This is a genomic window from Pseudomonas sp. FP2300, from assembly GCF_030687595.1.
Lineage (GTDB): Bacteria > Pseudomonadota > Gammaproteobacteria > Pseudomonadales > Pseudomonadaceae > Aquipseudomonas > Aquipseudomonas bijieensis.
On the sequence record NZ_CP117440.1, the window covers coordinates 1129322 to 1148696 of the forward strand.

At 62.3% G+C, this 19375-nt stretch carries 13 protein-coding genes; 11 read left to right on the plus strand and 2 right to left on the minus strand.

The genetic code is table 11. The features are described from left to right. Window positions 1-181: 181 nt before the first annotated feature. The 5 genes from PSH86_RS04830 to PSH86_RS04850 all read left to right on the plus strand — a co-directional run bounded on the left by PSH86_RS04830 (window position 182) and on the right by PSH86_RS04850 (window position 9165). Window positions 182-1864: a fatty acid--CoA ligase gene (locus PSH86_RS04830; protein ID WP_116831486.1), complete on the plus strand. Its 1683-nt coding sequence runs from the start codon at window positions 182-184 to the stop codon at window positions 1862-1864. A gap of 331 nt (window positions 1865-2195) precedes the next feature. Then, window positions 2196-4052, plus strand: a complete 1857-nt coding sequence (locus PSH86_RS04835) for a DUF1302 domain-containing protein (RefSeq protein ID WP_116831487.1) — start codon at window positions 2196-2198, stop codon at window positions 4050-4052. Window positions 4053-4077: 25 nt separating this feature from the next. Further along, the gene (locus PSH86_RS04840; RefSeq protein ID WP_092171610.1) at window positions 4078-5442 is read left to right on the plus strand and encodes a DUF1329 domain-containing protein; all 1365 of its coding nucleotides are present in this window, start codon (window positions 4078-4080) and stop codon (window positions 5440-5442) included. Between the two features lie 325 nt (window positions 5443-5767). Continuing rightward, window positions 5768-8503, plus strand: a complete 2736-nt coding sequence (locus PSH86_RS04845; RefSeq protein ID WP_305488231.1) for a LuxR C-terminal-related transcriptional regulator — start codon at window positions 5768-5770, stop codon at window positions 8501-8503. A gap of 161 nt (window positions 8504-8664) precedes the next feature. After that, window positions 8665-9165 (plus strand): methylated-DNA--[protein]-cysteine S-methyltransferase, encoded by a 501-nt coding sequence (locus tag PSH86_RS04850; RefSeq protein ID WP_116831490.1) that lies wholly within the window; start codon window positions 8665-8667, stop codon window positions 9163-9165. 130 nt (window positions 9166-9295) lie between these two features. On the opposite strand, the gene PSH86_RS04855 is transcribed toward PSH86_RS04850, so the two are convergent. Together PSH86_RS04855 and PSH86_RS04860 are read right to left on the minus strand one after the other, a co-directional pair. After that, the gene (locus PSH86_RS04855; RefSeq protein WP_305488236.1) at window positions 9296-11200 is read right to left on the minus strand and encodes an alkaline phosphatase D family protein; all 1905 of its coding nucleotides are present in this window, start codon (window positions 11198-11200) and stop codon (window positions 9296-9298) included. Between the two features lie 237 nt (window positions 11201-11437). Then, the gene (locus PSH86_RS04860) at window positions 11438-12433 is read right to left on the minus strand and encodes a TRAP transporter substrate-binding protein (RefSeq protein WP_305488239.1); all 996 of its coding nucleotides are present in this window, start codon (window positions 12431-12433) and stop codon (window positions 11438-11440) included. 458 nt (window positions 12434-12891) lie between these two features. On the opposite strand from PSH86_RS04860, the gene PSH86_RS04865 reads away from it, so the two are divergent. The 6 genes from PSH86_RS04865 to PSH86_RS04890 all read left to right on the plus strand — a co-directional run bounded on the left by PSH86_RS04865 (window position 12892) and on the right by PSH86_RS04890 (window position 19349). After that, on the plus strand, window positions 12892-14046 hold the full coding sequence (locus PSH86_RS04865) for a mandelate racemase family protein (protein ID WP_109753574.1): 1155 nt from the start codon (window positions 12892-12894) through the stop codon (window positions 14044-14046). A gap of 72 nt (window positions 14047-14118) precedes the next feature. Continuing rightward, on the plus strand, window positions 14119-15741 hold the full coding sequence (locus tag PSH86_RS04870) for an ABC transporter substrate-binding protein (RefSeq protein ID WP_305488243.1): 1623 nt from the start codon (window positions 14119-14121) through the stop codon (window positions 15739-15741). A gap of 34 nt (window positions 15742-15775) precedes the next feature. Continuing rightward, complete coding sequence (locus PSH86_RS04875) at window positions 15776-16813, plus strand: ABC transporter permease (RefSeq protein ID WP_212801893.1); 1038 nt, start codon at window positions 15776-15778, stop codon at window positions 16811-16813. Continuing rightward, window positions 16813-17721 carry an ABC transporter permease gene (locus PSH86_RS04880; protein ID WP_232200634.1) on the plus strand — a complete coding sequence of 303 codons (909 nt, stop codon included), beginning with the start codon at window positions 16813-16815 and terminating at the stop codon, window positions 17719-17721. The genes PSH86_RS04875 and PSH86_RS04880 overlap by 1 nt, the downstream gene beginning before the upstream one ends. A 10-nt stretch (window positions 17722-17731) precedes the next feature. Next, window positions 17732-18571, plus strand: a complete 840-nt coding sequence (locus tag PSH86_RS04885) for an ABC transporter ATP-binding protein (RefSeq protein WP_109753578.1) — start codon at window positions 17732-17734, stop codon at window positions 18569-18571. A gap of 10 nt (window positions 18572-18581) precedes the next feature. After that, window positions 18582-19349, plus strand: a complete 768-nt coding sequence (locus tag PSH86_RS04890) for an ABC transporter ATP-binding protein (RefSeq protein ID WP_116831494.1) — start codon at window positions 18582-18584, stop codon at window positions 19347-19349. Window positions 19350-19375 lie beyond the last annotated feature (26 nt).

Here is a 19375-nt window from a genome sequence, read left to right on the forward strand (position 1 = left end):
CTGTTGGATCCCGTTCTGACAAGGTTTGGTTACGCAATGCTTGCGAAACCCGGGGGGAAGATGGCTCAAGGCTAGTATTTGCGCGCGAATCAAATCATTCCTTTGGCTGATTTGATCCGTGTATAAGCGCTCTAGAGTGCTTACTTCCAGCCAAGACCGTGCAGTCAGAAAAGGGACTCTTATGTTGCAGACTCGCGTTATTCCTCCAGCCGAAGGCGCCTATCAATACCCGCTGCTGATCAAGCGGCTGCTGATGTCCGGCACGCGTTACGAGAAAACCCGCGAGATCATCTACCGTGACCAGTTGCGCTACAGCTATCCGACGTTGATAGAGCGGGTCGCGCGGTTGGCCAATGTGCTGACCGAAGCCGGGGTCAAGGCCGGTGATACCGTGGCGGTGATGGACTGGGACAGCCATCGCTACCTGGAGTGCATGTTCGCGATCCCGATGATCGGCGCGGTGATCCACACCATCAATGTGCGCCTGTCACCGGAGCAGATCGTCTACACCATGAACCACGCCGAGGACCGCTTCGTGCTGGTCAACAGCGAGTTCGTCGGCTTGTACCAGGCGATTGCCGGGCACCTGACCACGGTGGACAAGACCCTGCTGCTGACCGACCTGCCGGAAAAAACCGCTGACCTGCCGAACCTGGTGGGTGAATACGAGCAACTGCTGGCCGCCGCCGCCCCCACCTACGACTTCCAGGATTTCGACGAAAACTCCGTCGCCACCACGTTCTACACCACCGGCACCACGGGCAACCCCAAGGGCGTGTATTTCACCCATCGGCAACTGGTGCTGCACACCATGGGCGTGGCGACCATCATGGGCTCCATCGACAGCGTGCGGCTGCTGGGCACCAACGACGTGTACATGCCCATTACGCCGATGTTCCATGTCCATGCCTGGGGTCTGCCGTACGTGGCGACCATGCTCGGGCTCAAGCAGGTCTACCCGGGTCGCTACGACCCCGAATTCCTGGTCCAGCTGTGGCGCAAGGAAAAGGTCACCTTTTCCCATTGCGTGCCGACCATCCTGCAGATGGTCCTCAATGCCAAGGGCGCCCAGGACACCGATTTCGGCGGCTGGAAAATCGTCATCGGTGGCAGCGCGCTGAACCGCAGCCTGTACGAAGCGGCCAAGGCCCGGGGCATCCAGCTCACCGCCGCCTATGGCATGTCGGAAACCGGCCCGCTGGTGTCCTGCGCCCACCTCAACGACGAGTTGATGGCCGGCAGCGAGGACGAACGCACCACCTACCGGATCAAGGCCGGCGTGCCGGGGCCGTTGGTGGAAGCGGCGATCGTCGACAGCGAGGGCCGCTTCCTGCCGGCCGACGGCGAGACCCAGGGCGAACTGGTGCTGCGCGCGCCGTGGCTCACCGAGGGTTACTTCAACGAGCCGCAGAAGGGCGCCGAGCTCTGGGCCGGCGGCTGGCTGCACACCGGTGACGTCGCCACCCTGGACAACATGGGCTTCATCGACATCCGTGACCGCATCAAGGACGTGATCAAGACCGGTGGCGAATGGATCTCCTCCCTGGACCTGGAGGACCTCATCAGCCGTCACGTGGCGGTACGCGAAGTAGCAGTGGTCGGCATCCCCGATCCGCAGTGGGGCGAGCGGCCGTTTGCCTTGCTGGTGATTCGCGAAGGGCATGAGATCGGGGCTCGTGAGCTCAAGGAACACCTCAAGCCGTTCGTCGAGCTGGGGCACCTGAGCAAGTGGGCGATCCCGAGCCAGATCGCCCTTGTTACTGAAATTCCCAAGACCAGCGTCGGCAAGCTCGACAAGAAGCGCATCCGCGTCGACATCACCGAATGGCAGAGCAACAACAGCACCTTCCTGTCCACGCTTTAGGCCTTTTTGCCGTGCCCGAAAGGGCACGGCAGCCCCACCAAGCAAGCGCTTGCCTTGTCAAACCGAAAATTTCAGCCATCCTTGCCGTGCCGGCATCTGTCGGCCTGGCGAAAGGACTGTTCCAGAGTGGTCGAGGGCTGCAAATCACACTTTAGAGGGATCAAGCCGTACTACCTGCTGGCTATAGTCCGCTCACGGATTCTCAAGAACGGGGCGCACGCACGAAAGGGCGATGCGACCTTGATGGATGTCGGGACGCTGCCGCTCCCAGCCATCGAGGTGTTCTTGAAATGTCCACTGCCATAACAATAATGCACATGGAGTAGCGTCGATGACCTCAGCAACCACGTTCTGGCGCCGGGCAAAACTGCCTCTGGCGGTCAGTCTCGCCTCTTCGCTCGCCGGGCCAGCATTCGGCGTCAGTTTCAACATCGGTGAAATCGAGGGCCAGTTCGACTCGTCCCTGTCGGTCGGCGCGAGCTGGTCCACGGCCAACGCCAACAAGGACCTGATCGGTGTCAACAATGGTGGCAAGGGCCTGTCGCAGACCTCCGACGACGGTCACTTGAACTTCAAGCGAGGGGAAACCTTCTCGAAGATCTTCAAGGGCATCCATGACCTGGAGCTGAAATACGGCGATACCGGCGTGTTCGTGCGCGGCAAGTACTGGTACGACTTCGAACTCAAGGACGAACACCGCCTGTACAAGGACATCAGCGACAGCAACCGCAAGGAAGGCGCCAAGTCCTCCGGCGGGCAGATCCTCGACGCATTCGTCTACCACAACTACGCCATTGCCGATCAGCCGGGTTCGGTCCGCCTGGGCAAGCAAGTGGTCAGCTGGGGTGAAAGTACCTTCATCCAGGGCGGCATCAACTCCATCAACCCGGTCGACGTGTCCGCGTTCCGTCGCCCTGGTGCCGAGATCAAGGAAGGCCTGATCCCGGTCAACATGTTCTACGTCTCCCAGAGCCTGACCGACAACCTGTCGGCCGAGGCGTTCTACCAGATTGAATGGGACCAGACCGTGGTGGATAACTGCGGTACGTTCTTCTCCCAGCCGGATGTGATTGCCGATGGGTGTACCGATAACCTGCGGGTGCTGAACAAGCGTTCAACCATTCCCCTGCCGGGCGTTATTCTTCCGATACTGGAAGGCCAAGGTGTCGATATCAACGAGGAAGGCGTGCTGGTACGTCGTGGCCCGGACCGCGATGCCCGCGACAGCGGCCAGTGGGGCGCATCGTTGAAGTACATGTTCGAACCGCTGGACACCGAGTTCGGTGCCTACTTCATGAACTACCACAGCCGTGCGCCGATTTTCAGTGCCCAGGGGGCCGCGCAGCAGTTCTATACCGCAGGGCCAATCGCGGCATTGCGTCCTCTGATCGTGGCAGGTAACTCCAACTACTTCGTCGAGTACCCGGAAGATATCCGTCTCTATGGCCTGAGTTTCTCTACGACACTGCCTACCGGCACGGCGTGGAGCGGTGAGATCAGCTATCGCCCGAATGCGCCGGTGCAACTGAGCACCACCGACATTCTCTTCGCCGGTGTGACGCCGCTTCCCGGATTTGGCGACGCATCGGTGCTCCAGGGCACGCCGGGCCAAGACCTGCATGGCTATCGTCGTAAAGAGATCACTCAGTTCCAGACCACATTCACTCACTTCCTGGACCAGGTCATGGGTGCCAGCCGCCTGACCCTCGTGGGTGAAATCGGGGTGACCCATGTCGGTGGCCTGGAAAGCAAATCCGACGCCCGCTACGGTCGCGATCCAGTGTTCGGGCCGGGCGCACTGCCCAACGATTTCTGTACCTCGCTCAATACCTCTACTGCGTCGGGTGGCGGCCAGACCATCAACGGCGTGAACAGCAACTGCAACAACGACGGCTTCACCACCTCCACGTCCTGGGGCTACCGTGCGCGCGCCATCTGGGAATACCCGGACGTCTTCGCCGGTGTGAACCTCAAGCCCAACGTGGCCTGGTCCCATGACGTCAAAGGCTACTCGCCGGGCCCTGGCGGCAACTTCGAAGAAGGCCGCAAAGCCGTCAGCCTCGGGCTGGATGCCGAGTACCAGAACACCTACAACGCCAGCCTGGCCTACACCAACTTCTTTGGTGGCGATTTCAGCACCGTGGACGATCGTGACTTCCTGGCGCTCAGCGTCGGCGTGACCTTCTAAGCACCGTATTTCAGGACGACACACTATGAAAATAACAAAGAATCTGTTGCAGGTCGGTGTTCTGGGGCTATCCCTGCTGGCCGCCAGCGTCATGGCGGCAGTACCCGCCGCCGAGGCCGACAAACTGGGCAAGAGCCTGACGCCGATGGGCGCCGAGATGGCCGGCAATGCCGACGGCTCGATCTCGGCCTGGAAACCCATGGCCAAGAACGCCGGTGCCGTGGACAGCAAGGGTTTCCTTGCCGACCCATTCCCGACTGAAAAACCGCTGTTCACCATCACCGCGCAGAACGTCGAGCAGTACAAGGACAAACTCGCTCCGGGCCAGTACGCGATGTTCAAGCGCTACCCGGAAACCTTCAAGATGCCGGTCTACCCGACCCATCGTGGCGCCACCGTGCCGGACGAGGTGTTCGCCTCCATCAAGAAAAACGCGGTCAACACCAAGCTGGTGTCCGGCGGCAACGGCCTGGAAAACTTCGAGACGGCCGTGCCGTTCCCGATTCCCCAGAGTGGCGTGGAAGTCATCTGGAACCACATCACCCGCTATCGTGGCGGCAGCGTGACACGCCTGGTCACCCAGGCCACCCCGCAGCCCAACGGTTCGTACAGCCTGGTGTACTTCCGCGACCAATTCGTGTTCCGCGACAAAATGAAGGATTTCGATCCGGCCAACCCTGGCAACATCCTGTTCTACTTCAAGCAACAAGTGACCGCGCCGGCACGCCTGGCCGGTGGTGTGTTGCTGGTGCACGAAACCCTCGACCAAGTGAAGGAGCCGCGTTCGGCGTGGGTCTACAACGCTGGCCAGCGCCGTGTGCGCCGTGCCCCGCAAGTGTCCTATGACGGCCCGGGCACGGCGGCCGACGGCCTGCGTACCTCCGACAACCTGGACATGTACAACGGTGCGCCGGACCGCTACGACTGGAAGCTGGAAGGCAAGAAAGAGCTATACATCGCTGCCAACAGCTACAGGATCGATTCGCCACAACTCAAGTACGCCGACATCATCAAGGCCGGCCACATCAACCAGGACCTGACCCGCTACGAGCTGCGTCGTGTCTGGCATGTGACCGCGACCCTGAAGGAAGGCCAGCGCCACATCTATGCCAAGCGTGACTTCTACATCGACGAAGACACCTGGCAAGCCGCGGTGATCGACCACTACGACGGCCGTGGCCAACTGTGGCGCGTGGCCGAGGCCCATGCCGAGAACTACTACGACAAGCAAGTGCCGTGGTACGCCCTGGAAACCCTCTACGACCTGCAGTCCGGCCGCTACCTGGCACTGGGCATGAAGAACGAAGAGAAATCGGCCTACGACTTCGGCTTCACCGCTACCACTGCCGACTTCACTCCGAACGCATTGCGCCAGGACGGCATCCGCTAAACCGCTGCACCCGAGGCCGCATCCTCGAAACAACGCCCCGACTGGTTCGGGGCGTTTTTTTGCTCGATCAGTCAACACAAAACCTGTGGCGAGGGAGCTTGCTCCCGCTTGAGTGCGAAGCGCTCATCGCTTTTTTGTGGCGGCTTCGCCACCCAGCGGGAGCAAGCTCCCTCGCCACAAGAGCGGTGGCTGCCTGAATTTTTCAAGTCAATCGGCTTGTAGTCTTTTTGTAGCCATTTGTAGCACTCCCTTCAATACGTCCTCGTTTACCGCTAGTCTGCGGACATCTGCAACGCCGCCACCCGCATTTCAACAAGAGCCGGCCATGACTGATTTGTCTTCACTTCCGGATTCTGCCCGCGCAGCCATCGCGGTACAGGACGGGCGCTTCTACCGCCCGCCCTTGCCCGACGGTCACGTTGTGCGGCCGCGGTTGTGCGAGCGTTTGAGCGCAGGGCTCGGCGGGCGGTTACTGTTGGTCAGTGCCCCGGCGGGGTTCGGTAAAAGCTCCCTGGCGGTGGAGTTCTGCCAGGGTCTGCCGGCCCATTGGCAGAGCCTCTGGCTGGGGCTCAGCGCCCGGGACAACGACCCCGGGCGTTTCCTGGAACGGCTACTCGAAGGGCTCCAGGCGTTTTTCCCGCAACTGGGCGGTCGGGCATTGGGGCTGCTGAAAATGCGCCAGCGCCATCAACCGTTCGCCTTCGAAGAATGGCTCGACGGCCTGCTGGACGAATTGTCCACGCATTTATCGCCCCGCGAACCCTTGCTGTTGGTCCTCGACGACTACCACCTGGCGCAAAGCCAGGTGCTGGATCGCTGCCTACAGTTTTTCCTCAATCACCTGCCCGACGGTCTGCTGGTGCTCGTCACCAGCCGTCAGCGCCCGGACTGGCATTTGGCGCGTTTGCGCCTGTCCCGGCAACTGCTCGAACTCAACGAGCAGGACCTGCGCCTGACCCATGAAGAAGCCCTGACCCTGCTCCAGCATCACAGCAGTTCGTTGCGCGGTGAGGCGCTGGAAAACCTCATCCAGCGTAGCGAAGGTTGGGTGGCCGGGCTGCGTTTCTGGCTGCTCGCCGCTTCCGAAGCCGGGACAGAAGGTTTGCTGCCCCAGGCCCTGCACGGTGGTGAAGGGCTGATTCGCGATTACCTGCTCGAAGAGGTTATCGACTGCCTGCCCACCGAGGTCCAGGCGTTTCTCTACGACACGGCCCCCCAGGAACGCTTTTGCAGCGAACTGTGCGACGCGGTGCGCGAGGCCCATGACAGCGCCGAAATCCTGCGTTACCTGGCGGCCCACCAGGTGTTCCTGGTGCCGCTGGACGAGCACGGTCATTGGTACCGTTACCACCACCTGTTTTCCGACCTGCTGCGCAGTCGTCCCAGTGCGCCGGCCATGGTGCCGGCCGCGACCCTGCATCTGCGGGCCTGTCGCTGGTTCAACGCCCAGGGCCTGATCGACGAAGCCGTGGAACAGGCCCTGCGGGCCGGGCACCTGGACGTGGCGGCGAACCTGGTGCAGAACCTCTCGGAGGAGCAACTGCTGGCCGAACAGAACGTCGGCATGTTGCTGCGCTGGAAAATGGACTTGCCCGACAGCCTGCTCATCAGCACCCCGCGGCTGATCGTGCTCTATAGCTGGGCGTTGGGCCTGGCCTGCCAACTGGACGCGGCCGAAGAGCTGGCGGCGCACTTGAGTCGTTTCCTGCCGGCCCCCTCGGCCACCGCGCAAAAATCCATGCTCGCCCAATGGCTGGCCCTGAGTGGGATCGTCGCCCGTGGCCGCGGGGATCGCGAGGCCACCGTGCGTTATTGCAGCGAAGCCCTGGAGAGCCTGCCCCATAAACGCTACGGCCAGCGCCTGATGTGCCTGTCCACGCTGTCGAACCTGGCGATTGCCGACGGCGACCTGTGGCGTGCGCGGAACCTGAACCGTGACTCCCTGGAGCTGGCGCAGCGGGTCGGCAACCCACTGTTCGAGGCCCTGGCCCATTACGATCGTGCCCGGGTCTTGCAAGCGCGGGGAGAGATCCTGCGGGCGCTGGATGAAGTGCACCAGGGCCTGCAACGTTTGCACGCGCTGTCGCCCCAGCGGCTCTATGCGGTGCGGGCGCGGTTGATCATGTACGAAGGTTTCCTGCTGACCTTGCGCATGCAACCCCAGGCCGGCCTTGCGCGGTTGCAGGCGGGCCTCACCGAAGCCCGCGCCTGCCGCGACATCAGCGTGCTGATCGGTCATTGCGTGATTGCGCGCATCGAGGGCTACCGTGGCGAGTTCGCGCGTGCCTTCGCCGAACTGGCTGAGGCCGAGCGCCTGATGCACATCTGGGACGTTCCGCCGATCTACTATCTGGCGATGATCACCCTGGTCAAGTGCGAACTCTGGCTGGCCCAGGGGCGCACCGACCTGGCGGACGCCTGGCTGGCCCGTCTGGGCCAGACCTACACGGGCGAGCGGGCTGCCGCGCCACCGGAATTCCACCCGCAACTGCCCTTGCATGTGGAACTGCAGCAGGCGGTGCTGGAGTCCATCCGGGGTCAACCGATGCTCGCCCAAGGACGGCTCGATGCCTTGCTCGAACACGGTCAACAAACCGGCCGGCAGATGCTCAGCGTGATGGCCCTCAACCAGAAAGTCGCCTTGCTGCTGAGTATCGGGCGCGAACCCGAAGCCCGACGGACCCTGGCCCAGGCTTTCGAAGCCGCCAGCGGCGGCGTGTTGCAGCCTTTCGAATGGTTGTTCGGCGAGCACCGTGAATGGTTGCGCGAACAACTGCTGCACGCACTACCCAGTTCCTTGCGCGATCATCTGCTTGAACGCCTGCCCTCGACGGCGGCCCAGCCTGCCGACCCGACGGCGCCCGTGGAAACCCTCAGCAGTCGCGAGCGGGCGGTGTTGCAACTGATTGCCCAAGGCTGTTCGAACCAGGAGATCAGCGAGCAATTGTTCATCTCGCTGCACACGGTCAAGACCCACGCCAGCCACATCAACAGCAAGCTCGGCGTGGAGCGCCGCACCCAAGCGGTGGCGCGGGCGAAGGCGTTGGGGTTGTTGAGCTGACGGGGCCGGTGAGAACCCTGTGGCGAGGGAGCTTGCTCCCGCTGGGCTGCGAAGCAGCCCCAACTGATAATCTGACACACCGCGGTGCCAAGTTTAGGGTCGCTTCGCAACCCAGCGGGAGCAAGCTCCCTCGCCACAAAGGCTTTGATAAGGATCCCCCGATGTTGCCTCTGTACAAAACCATCCCATCCCCCGTCGGCCAACTGATCCTCGTCGCCCGGGAGACAAGACTGGCGGCCATCCTGTGGGAAAACGAGCGGCTCAATCGGGTGCGCCTCGGGCCGTTGGAGGAGGACATTCAGCATCCGGTCCTCAAGGAAACCGAGCGTCAGTTGCTCGAATACTTCGCCGGCCAGCGCCGTCGTTTCGAGCTGGAGCTGGACTTCGTGGGCACTGATTTCCAGATCCGGGTCTGGCAGGCCCTGTTGTCCATCCCCTTCGGAGAAACCCGCAGCTACCGCGACATCGCCATCCAGATCGGCCAACCGACGGCGGTTCGGGCCGTCGGCGCCGCCAATGGCCGCAACCCCATCTCGATCATCGCCCCTTGCCACCGGGTCATCGGCAGCTCCGGCAGCCTCACCGGCTTTGCTGGCGGCCTGGCGGCCAAACAGTTCCTCCTGAGCCTGGAAGGCCAGCAGTCCCTGCAATTGGCGTTCTGAGTTTTGGACACTCCCCCAATCCCCTGTGGGAGCGAGCCTGCTCGCGATGGCGGTGGGTCAGTTACTGATGATGTCGACTGTGCCGCCGTCATCGCGAGCAGGCTCGCTCCCACAGTTGTCCGAGTGTTCTTCAGGGTTGCGGTGGTTTCGGTGGCAACATTCGCGTCGGTGGCTGGCCGTTGGCATTGTGCTGGTAGATTTGCGCGGGCTGGCCCTGGTCATTGAAAAACACTTGGCCAATACCGGCGCTGTTCCACAAGCGTTCGCCCGCTTCGGCGTGTTCCGGGGTGTGGGGGACGATGCGCATGCTCCGGCGCTTGGTGAACCAGTTCAGGGGCGAACGCGGCGAGTAGAGCCAGCGGTTCAGGCGATCGAACCATTCCAGCAGCACGGGCGGGAATTCATTCTTGATGCCGCTGCTGGTGATCTGCCAGATACGCGGACCGCCCTTGCGGTGTGGGATCAACACTTCGTAGACAAAGGAATAATGCACGTCCCCTGACAGCACCACGTAATTACCGGGGGTACGCGAATGGCGGAAGATGTTCAGGATCACCTGGGCCGCGCCCCGATGGGCCATCCAGTTTTCCGCATCCACCAACAGCGGATAACCGCACCAACTGAACGCCCGCTGCACGGTTTCGATCAGCTTCACGCCGAAGATCGGTGCCGGTGAGACGATGATCGCTGACGGATGGTCCAACAACTCCTGCTGCAACTCGCTCAAGGCCTCCCAATCCAACAGGCCGGAAGGCTGCTTGAGGTTGTTCTCGCTGCGCCAGCGGCGGGTACGAGTGTCGAGCACCACCAGGGCCGGGGTGCTTGGCAACACGTAATGCCAGCGCTGGAACCCCAGCAGGGTGTCGATCAGTTTGTCCTGGGGTTCGCTGTCGAGGTAGCGGTCCCGGGCGGTGTCGCTCAGGGCCAGGGTTTGCGCGAGCACGTCCGCAAAGGCGTCCGGGTTGTTACCCCAGCCCTGGCAGAGCATGTAGGCGATCAAGGCGTTGCCGATGATGCGCTTGGAGAACGGATGACCGTAGGCCGTTTCCTCCCACTGTGCGGACAGGTTCCAGTCATCGGTAATGTCATGGTCATCGAAAATCATCAGGCACGACAAGTGTGCAAACACTCGCGCCACGCCGCCCAGCCCGGTCTTGAACGCATCGATGCGTTGCTGTTCCAGGTCGTAGCGCTGGCGCCGCTCGACGGTCAGCTCGGGCGGCTGCACAGCGATCAGCGTCCAGGGCACCGGCGACCACACCAGCAGGTACATCGCCATGACCTCGGCGAAGGTCACCAGATGATTGTCGGCGCTGCTGCTGGTGAAAATCGGCTTGCGTGCCCCACCGAAAAATCGCTCGCGCAGGGTTTCGTTGCTTTCCAGTGCCGGTAACAGGTCGGCGCGATGGTAATAACTGGCCGGGTGTCGATAGAGCTTGGCGCTGTCTTGCACCACGGCACCCTCAAGGCATTCCTCGAACAGCCCCAAGCGCTCGATCAGCCCATGGATCGCCCGCAGCATGGGCCCGGCGACGTCGTCGGCATAGACTTGATCGCCGCTCATCATCAGCAGGGCCGGGCGTTGTGCCGGGGCTTGCGCCAACAGCCGGTCGACGCAAAGCAGGCCGTCGTTGGCCGGGTGGTGGGGTTTGCGGCAGGAACCGTGGACCAATTGCTCGATGCGCGAGTGCAACATGAAGTTCGGGCATTGTGCGCCGTCATACAACAGATGTGGTGCCCACTCGGCGATGGGGGCGCCGTCCACCAGCAGGTCGTAGTCAATCGTCACGTCCTGGGGCAGAGGCGCGTCGAGCATCACATCGATCAAGTGCACAAACGCCCGCTGCCCCACCGGCACTACGGTGCAGCGCGACGCATCCAGTGCCAGGTCGCCGACACCGTCAATGCGTAGCGTCAACGCCAACGCTTGCGTCCCCACCAGCCACATCACCAGGCGCGCAGGCTCCAGCCGCCGTAACAGCGGGCCGACCAGGACGGGGGGCAGAGGGAGGGTGTCGGGAGTGGACGGCAGCATTCGCGGGAAAAAGCTCTGTTCAGGGCGAGGCGGGGATCATAGCGCAATGTGCCGGGTTGCTGGGATGGGGAGGCATCGTGGCAACCCTACTTTTGTGGCGAGGGAGCTTGCTCCCGCTGGGGTGCGAAGCGCCCCCAAAACCTGAGGTCGCGGTGTGTCAAGTAAGGCGTTGGGGCTGCTGCGCAGCCCAGCGGGAGCAAGCTCCCTCGCCACGGGACCGTACTGGGCCTTGTTGCATCACTGGGCCTTGTTGGAAGCCTCGGCCGCCTTGATCAAATCCGGCCCGATCTGATTTTCGAACTTGGCCCACACCGGTTTCATCTTGGCGCGCCATGCGTTGCGCTCTTGCGGCGTGAGGGTAATGATCTCGGTGGTCTTGGCGTCTAGCACATGCTGCTTGTCCTGCTGGTTGAATCGTTCCGCTTCCTTGTTGGCATGGGCGGTGGATTCGACCACGATCTTGTCCAGTTCGCTGCGGATATCCGGCGGCAGGCCGTTCCAGAAGTCCGACGTGGTGATCAGCATGTAATCGAGGACGCCGTGGTTGGACTCGGTGACGTATTTCTGCACTTCATTGAGCTTCTGGTTGTAGAAGTTCGAATAGGTGTTTTCCGTGCCGTTGACCAAACCGGTGCGCAAACCCTGGTACACCACCGAGAAAATCATCGGTTTGGCGTTGGCTTCCACCGCTTTGAACTGCTCCTCCAGCACCGCGGAGGTCTGTATCCGGAACGTCAGGCCGCGGGCATCCTCGGGCTGGCGCAGGGGCTTGTTGGCCGATAGCTGCTTCATGCCGTTATGCCAATAGGCCAGGCCGGTAATGTTCTTGCTTTCCATGGACTTGAGCAACTTCTGGCCTTCGGAGCTCTGTTGAAAACGGTCCACAGCGTTGATGTCGTCAAACAGGAACGGCAAGTCGAACAATTGCACGGTCTTGGTGTACTGATCGAACTTGGCCAGCGACCGCGCAATGATCTGCACCTCTCCAAGGAGCAAGGCTTCCAACTCCTTGTCATCGCCATACAGCGTGGAGTTGGGATACACCTCGACCTTCACCTTGCCCGGCAGTCGTTCGTCCACCAGCTTCTTGAACATCAACGCACCCTGGCCCTTGGGCGTTTGTTCGGCCACCACGTGGGAGAATTTGATGACGATCGGCTCAGCGGCCATGAGCGTGCCCCACGCCCCGAAAGTCAGAGTGCAGGCGAGTGCTTTCCACACAGGTTTGAGCATTGCGAAATTCCCTTTGCATTTGTATTTATCGTACGGGCCTCTTCGAAGCCCGGCGTACAGCAAACAGCAACAAGTCTAGGGGAAAAATCACCCGACGAACGATTCACAGATCCAGTGCCCGCTGCCGCCCTCTGTGGGAGCGAGCTTGCTCGCGATGACGGCTGCACATCCAACATCACCGACCCAGACAGACCGCTATCGCGAGCCGGCTCGCTCCCACAGGTTTCCCGTCTTCCAGTCGTCGCGGCCCTCCCGCGAAGAGTCGTATCATTTTTGCTTTGTGGTATGACGACATTCTAGATTCGCTTCAAGAAAAATAACCTCATTTGCGTGAGGAATCGCTGCTGCCCGTAATTTTTATTGAGTTTGTGTGTTGACAGCCTACGTGAAACGTCAGAATAATCCGCAACGTTGTATGACGACATACAAATAAACAATAACAACAGGGTGCTCCCTCTATGAGAATCACAGGCGTTCACGTCGAAGTCTTTTCCACCCCTTCGCGCCGCGCCCAGGACAGCGCCGGTCACGCCCATCCGGGCGATGAGGTCATGATCAAGATGGCCTTGCTGCGAATCGGTTGTGACGATGGCTCCGAGGGTTATGCCTTTGGTCCGCCGGAGTTGATTCGTCCGCACATCATCGAATCCTTCGTGCGCAAAGTGCTGGTCGGTCGCGACCCGATGGACCGCGAAAGCATCTGGCAAGACCTGGCGCACTGGCAGCGCGGCAGTGCCGGGCAGTTCACCGACCGGGCGCTGGCGCTGGTGGAGCAGGCGTTGTGGGACTTGGCCGGGCGTAAGCTCAAGTTGCCGGTGCACAAGTTGATTGGCGGCTATCGCGACAAGGTCCCGGCATACGGCTCGACGATGTGCGGCGACGATTTGCCGGGTGGGTTGTCGACGCCGGACGAGTACGGCCAGTTCGCCGAGAAACTGGTCCAGCGCGGCTACAAGGCCATCAAGTTGCACACCTGGATGCCGCCGATTTCCTTCGCGCCGAATCCACAAATGGACATCCAGGCCTGCGCCGCCGTGCGTGAGGCGGTCGGTCCCAGCATCGCGTTGATGCTCGACGGCTACCACTGGTACAGCCGCATGGATGCGCTGACCATCGGCAAGGCGCTACAGGAACTGAATTTCGCCTGGTTTGAAGAACCGATGATGGAGGACTCGGCAGAGTCCTATGCGTGGTTGGCGGCCAACCTGGACATCCCGGTGCTGGGCCCGGAAAGTATCGCCGGCAAGTTCCACAGCCGCGCCAGTTGGGTGACCCAGAAGTCCTGTGACATCCTGCGCGCCGGCGTGGCCGGGGTCGGGGGGATCGGGCCGTGCCTGAAGGTGGCGCACCTGGCAGAGTCGTTCGGCATGGATTGCGAAGTCCACGGCAATGGCGCGGCGAACCTGGCGGTAGTTGGCGCCATCAGCAACTGTCGTTGGTACGAGCGTGGCCTGCTGCACCCGTTCCTCGACTACGAAGAAGTCCCGGCGCACCTCAACAGCATCGTCGACCCCATGGACGCCGACGGTTTTGTGCACCTGTCCGATCGGCCCGGGTTGGGCGAGGACATCAACTTCGCGTATATCGAAGCCAACACCCTGTCGCGACATTGATCCTGTTCCACGCCTGAGGCTGATGGCTGCCCGGGCGACAAAGTCTTTATAAATATAAGAAAGGACTGAACCATGAAACTCTGGCCCAAGCGCCTGACCAGGCTGCTGTGTGTCACCGTGGCCCTGTGCGCCGTGCAGGTGCCCGTCAGCCTGGCCCAAGGCGAAACGCCCCCCGACCAATTGGTGGTGGGCATGAGCATGATCAACCTGCTGTCCCTGGACCCTGCCGCGGCGACGGGGCTGGAGGTCGCCGAGGTCAACGCCAATGTCTATGACATGCTCCTGGAGCAGGACGCGGCGCAGCCGGACACGCTGATTCCCGCCCTGGCGAAAACCTGGGAGATCAGCCCCGACCGCATGCGCCTGACCTTCCAATTGCGCAATGACGTGCGGTTCCACTCCGGCGCACCGCTCACCGCCCAAGACGTCGCCTGGTCATTGCAGCGCGTAGTCACCCTCAACCGCGCCCTGGCTTCCACCTGGAAAGCCTACGGTTTCACCGCCGACAACGTCGTCAAACTGATGCGCGCCGAAGGGCCGCACACCTTTGTCATGGAGTTGCCGCGCAGCACCGACCCGATGCTGGTGCTCAACACCCTGGCGACCTCGCCCAGTGCCTTCATCATCGATCGCAGTGTCGCCTTGCAACATCAGGTCGGCGACGACCAAGGCGCGGCGTGGCTGGCGACCCACACGGCTGGCTCCGGCGCGTTCAAGCTCGACATCTGGCGCGCCAACGATGTGATCCTGATGAGTCGCAATGAGGACTATTGGCGTGGTCCTGCGAAATTGCGTCGGGTGATCATGCGCAACATGACCGAGTCCCAGGCCCTGCGCCTGATGGTCGAGCGCGGTGACCTGGACGTCGCTCGGGGCATGGCCGCCACCGACATCAAGGCGTTGGGCAAGGTCGATGAAGTGCGCATCCAGAGCATCGCCCGCGGCACGTTGTACTACGTGGCGATGAGCATGCAGCAGCCGGTGTTCCAGGACATCCGCGTGCGCCAGGCCATCCGCCTGCTGATCGATTACCAAGGCATCAATGACGTGGTGATGCCGCACTACGGCGTGATCAATCAGCGACCGTTGCAACTGGGGTTGCCGGCGCGTCTGGACGATCCGGGTTATCGCCTGGACGTGGCCGAGGCCAAGCGCCTGCTGGCAGCGGCGGGGCATGCCGAAGGCTTCAAGGTGAGCATTCGCTCGCTGACCGATCCGCCGTTTATCAACATCGCCACCAGCCTGCAAGCGACACTGGCCCAGGCCGGTATCCAGGCGACGATCATCACCGGCACCGGCAACCAGATCTATGGGGCGATGCGCGATCGCCAGTTCGACATCCTCGTCGGTCGTGGCGGTGGCGGGGCGGAGCGTCATCCGCATTCGAGCCTGCGTGCCCTGGTCTACAACCCGGACAACCGCACCGAAGCCAAGCTGAGCAACTTTCAGGGCTGGCGCACCTCGTTCTTCAATCCGCAGCTCAATCAACTGATCGAGCAGGCCGAGCGCGAGCGTGACCCCGAGCGCCAACGTGAAATCTACGCGCAGATCCAGACCCTCTACGACCAACAGGCCGGGGCAATCATGCCGGTCTCACAGATGGTGGACGAAGTGGTGATCCATGCGGATGTGCGCAACTACATTGGCCACACCGCCGCCACCACACGTCTTCGGGACGTTTACAAGCAGCGCTGAAATCGACGGCCACAGGGCCAAGGCAGGAATGAACATGTCGACTGCATCCTTTTCAATCTGGAGCACCCGGGCCGCTTCGGCGACCCGGCGCGGCGGCTCGGTGGCGGTGACGCTGCTGGGGTTGCTGCTGCTGACCTTTTTCATCGGGCGAGTGATGCCGCTGGACCCGGTGCTGGCCATCGTCGGCCCGGACGCCGACGCCTCGGCCTATGCCCAGGTGTACCAGGAGCTGGGCCTGGATAAACCGTTGTGGACCCAGTTCGCGATCTATTTAGGCGACCTGCTGCACGGTGACTTCGGCATGGCCTTGCTGACCGGCAACCCGGTCATCACCGACATTGCCCGAGTCTTCCCGGCCACCTTGGAACTGGCCACCCTGGCGATTCTGTTCGGTGTGCTGGCGGGCCTGCCGCTGGGTGTCTACGCCGCGACCCACCAAGGCCGCACCGGGGACCATATCGCGCGACTGATCACGCTGTTCGGTTATTCCACGCCGATTTTCTGGATCGGCATGATGGCCTTCCTGGTGTTCTACGCCTGGTTGGGTTGGGCCGGTGGCGTCGGGCGCATTGGCCTGGCCTATGACGGGCTGATCCCGAAACACACCGGGCTGTTGTTGATCGACACCGCCTGGTCCGGCGACTGGGAGGCCTTTCGCAGTGCGTTACGGCACATCCTGCTGCCAGCGGTGATCCTCAGTTTCAACTCGGTGGCCTACATCAGCCGCATGACCCGCAGCTTCATGCTCGAGCAACTGTCCCAGGAGTACATCATCACCGCCCGGGTCAAGGGTTTGTCCCAGCGGCGCATTGTCTGGGGTCACGCCTTCGGCAACATCCGCGTGCAGCTGTTGACCATCGTCGCGCTGGCCTACGGCGGTCTGCTGGAGGGCGCGGTGTTGATCGAAACCGTGTTTGCCTGGCCGGGCTTCGGCCAGTACCTGACCAGCAGTTTGCTGCTCGGTGACATGAACGCGGTGATGGCTTGCGTGCTGCTGATCGGCCTCATCTTCGTGACGCTGAACCTGATCAGCGACGCGCTGTACAAGATCTTCGACCCGAGGACTCGCTAATGAACCTGCCCCTGGCTTCCAGCGCACCCGGCGCCGCCGCGCTGCCCGCTTCCAGTACCGCAGCGATGGCCGCCAGCACCCTGCGCCTGCTGCGTTTCCTGCTGCGCAACCCGATGACCTTCGCTGGCCTGGTCGTGGTCTCGACCCTGATGCTGGTCGCGGCTTTCGCGCCCTGGATCGCCGGCCACGATCCGCTGTTGCAGAACCTTGCCGGCGCGTTGCAGGCACCGAGCAGCGCGCACTGGTTCGGCACTGACGAATACGGTCGCGATGTCTTCGCCCGGCTGGTGTATGGCTCGCGCATCACGTTGTACATCGTCTTGCTGGTGACGGTGATCGTCGGCCCCATCGGCCTGTTGGTCGGCACAGTGTCCGGCTACTTCGGCGGTTGGGTCGACAGCCTGTTCATGCGCATCACCGACATCTTCATCTCGTTCCCCAGCCTGGTCCTGGCGTTGGCGTTCATCGCCGCCCTCGGCCCGGGTCTGGAGCACGCGGTGATCGCCATCGCACTCACCGCATGGCCGCCGATTGCCCGGCTCGCCCGCGCCGAAACCCTGCCGCTGCGCAACGCTGACTTCGTCGTGGCGGTGCAGCTTCAAGGCGCGTCGAGCACTCGCATCATCCTGCGCCACATCATCCCGATGTGCCTGTCGTCGGTGATCATCCGCCTGACCATGAACATGGCGAGCATCATCCTCACCGCCGCCGCCCTGGGTTTTCTCGGCCTCGGCGCCCAGGCACCGTTGCCGGAGTGGGGCGCGATGATTTCCACCGGGCGGCGCTACATGCTCGAAAGCTGGTGGCTGGTGGCGGCGCCCGGTGCGGCGATCATGCTGGTCAGCCTGGCCTTCAACCTGTTGGGCGACGGCTTGCGTGACGTCCTCGACCCCCGCAGCCAATCCTGAGGAACAGCCCATGACTGAGATAAAACTTGCGGTACAGGATTTGTGCGTGGAGTTTCGCAACGCCGGCAAAACCTCCCTGGCCGTGCGTGACGTGTCGTTCACCCTGGGCCGGGAGAAACTCGCCATCGTCGGCGAATCCGGCTCGGGCAAATCCACCGTCGGCCGCAGCCTTTTGCGTCTGCATCCACCGACGGCGCGGGTCACCGCCAAGACGTTGCGCTTCGCCGATATCGACCTGTTGGCCGCCAGCGAAAAGCAGATCCAGGCGATTCGCGGTGCGCGCATGTCAATGATCATGCAAGACCCCAAGTACTCGCTGAACCCGGTGGTGCGGGTCGGCGAACAAATCGCCGAGGCCTATCTGGCCCATCACAAAGTGCCCCATCGCGAGGCCCGCGAACGCGCCCTGGACATGCTCGCCAAGGTGCACATTCGCGACCCCCGGCGGGTCTATGACCTGTACCCCCATGAAGTCTCGGGCGGCATGGGCCAGCGGATCATGATCGCCATGATGGTGATCACCGATCCCCAGGTGATCATCGCCGACGAACCCACCTCGGCCCTGGACGTGTCGGTGCGCCGGCAGGTGCTCAACGTGCTGGAAGAGTTGGTCAGCGAGCGGGACCTGGGGCTGATTTTCATCAGTCACGATTTGAATTTGGTGCGGCATTTCTGTGACCGCGTGCTGGTGATGTACGCCGGTCGCGTGGTCGAGTCCATTGCCGCCGCCAACCTGGACCAAGCCGTCCATCCCTACACCCAAGGCCTGTTGGCCGCATTGCCGAGCCTGGACCATCCGCGCGCCACGCTGCCGGTGCTGCAGCGCGACCCACTCTGGTTGAACGTTTGAGGAGCCTGTCATGAGCATGATTGAAATCACCGGCCTGAACCTCAGTTTTGGCACGGGCGCGGCACTGAACGCGGTATTGCACGACGTTGATTTGAGCGTGGCCGAAGGCGAGGCATTTGGTCTGGTGGGGGAGTCCGGTTCGGGCAAGACCACCGTGCTGCGTTGCCTGGCCGGGCAGTACCAGCACTGGAGCGGGCAACTGCGGGTCGCCGGCCAAGCGGTGACTCGCAATTTGCCACTGAACCACTACCGCACCGTGCAGATGGTGTTCCAGGACCCGTATGCCTCGTTGCACCCGCGCTACACCGTCGATGCCGCGCTGCAAGAACCGCTGCGCATCCATGGCATCGATGGGCGTGCACAGAAAGTCAGCGAGATTCTGCGCAAGGTCGGTTTGAACGACAGTTTCCGCTTCCGCTACCCGCACCAGTTGTCCGGTGGCCAGCGCCAACGGGTGGCGATAGCCCGGGCGCTGATCCTGCGTCCCCGGGTGCTGTTGCTGGACGAACCGACTTCGGCGCTGGACGTCTCGGTGCAGGCGGAAATCCTCAACCTGCTGGCCGACTTGCGCCGCCAGGAAGGGCTGACCTACCTCATGGTCACCCATGACCTGGCAGTGGTGGCGCATTTGTGTGATCGGCTGGCGGTGATGCAGCAGGGCAGGGTGGTGGAGACGCTCGACAGTCAGCTCCTGGCGAGCGATGGCGCCGCCCATGCGTACACCCGTTTGCTGGTGCAAGCCAGTCGCGACATACAGCGAATACCTATCGCTGTCTGAAGTAAGGCGTTCGTTGCACTTGTTTT

Excerpts from the sequence above, each read along its gene's own strand:
- PSH86_RS04870 (WP_305488243.1), top strand. The coding sequence starts at position 14,119 with ATGAAACTCTGGCCCAAGCGCCTGACCAGGCTGCTGTGTGTCACCGTG.
- PSH86_RS04845 (WP_305488231.1), top strand. The coding sequence starts at position 5,768 with ATGACTGATTTGTCTTCACTTCCGGATTCTGCCCGCGCAGCCATCGCG.
- PSH86_RS04850 (WP_116831490.1), top strand. The coding sequence starts at position 8,665 with ATGTTGCCTCTGTACAAAACCATCCCATCCCCCGTCGGCCAACTGATC.
- PSH86_RS04855 (WP_305488236.1), bottom strand. The coding sequence starts at position 11,200 with ATGCTGCCGTCCACTCCCGACACCCTCCCTCTGCCCCCCGTCCTGGTC.
- PSH86_RS04885 (WP_109753578.1), top strand. The coding sequence starts at position 17,732 with ATGACTGAGATAAAACTTGCGGTACAGGATTTGTGCGTGGAGTTTCGC.
- PSH86_RS04865 (WP_109753574.1), top strand. The coding sequence starts at position 12,892 with ATGAGAATCACAGGCGTTCACGTCGAAGTCTTTTCCACCCCTTCGCGC.
- PSH86_RS04860 (WP_305488239.1), bottom strand. The coding sequence starts at position 12,433 with ATGCTCAAACCTGTGTGGAAAGCACTCGCCTGCACTCTGACTTTCGGG.
- PSH86_RS04880 (WP_232200634.1), top strand. The coding sequence starts at position 16,813 with ATGAACCTGCCCCTGGCTTCCAGCGCACCCGGCGCCGCCGCGCTGCCC.
- PSH86_RS04830 (WP_116831486.1), top strand. The coding sequence starts at position 182 with ATGTTGCAGACTCGCGTTATTCCTCCAGCCGAAGGCGCCTATCAATAC.
- PSH86_RS04835 (WP_116831487.1), top strand. The coding sequence starts at position 2,196 with ATGACCTCAGCAACCACGTTCTGGCGCCGGGCAAAACTGCCTCTGGCG.
- PSH86_RS04875 (WP_212801893.1), top strand. The coding sequence starts at position 15,776 with ATGTCGACTGCATCCTTTTCAATCTGGAGCACCCGGGCCGCTTCGGCG.
- PSH86_RS04840 (WP_092171610.1), top strand. The coding sequence starts at position 4,078 with ATGAAAATAACAAAGAATCTGTTGCAGGTCGGTGTTCTGGGGCTATCC.
- PSH86_RS04890 (WP_116831494.1), top strand. The coding sequence starts at position 18,582 with ATGAGCATGATTGAAATCACCGGCCTGAACCTCAGTTTTGGCACGGGC.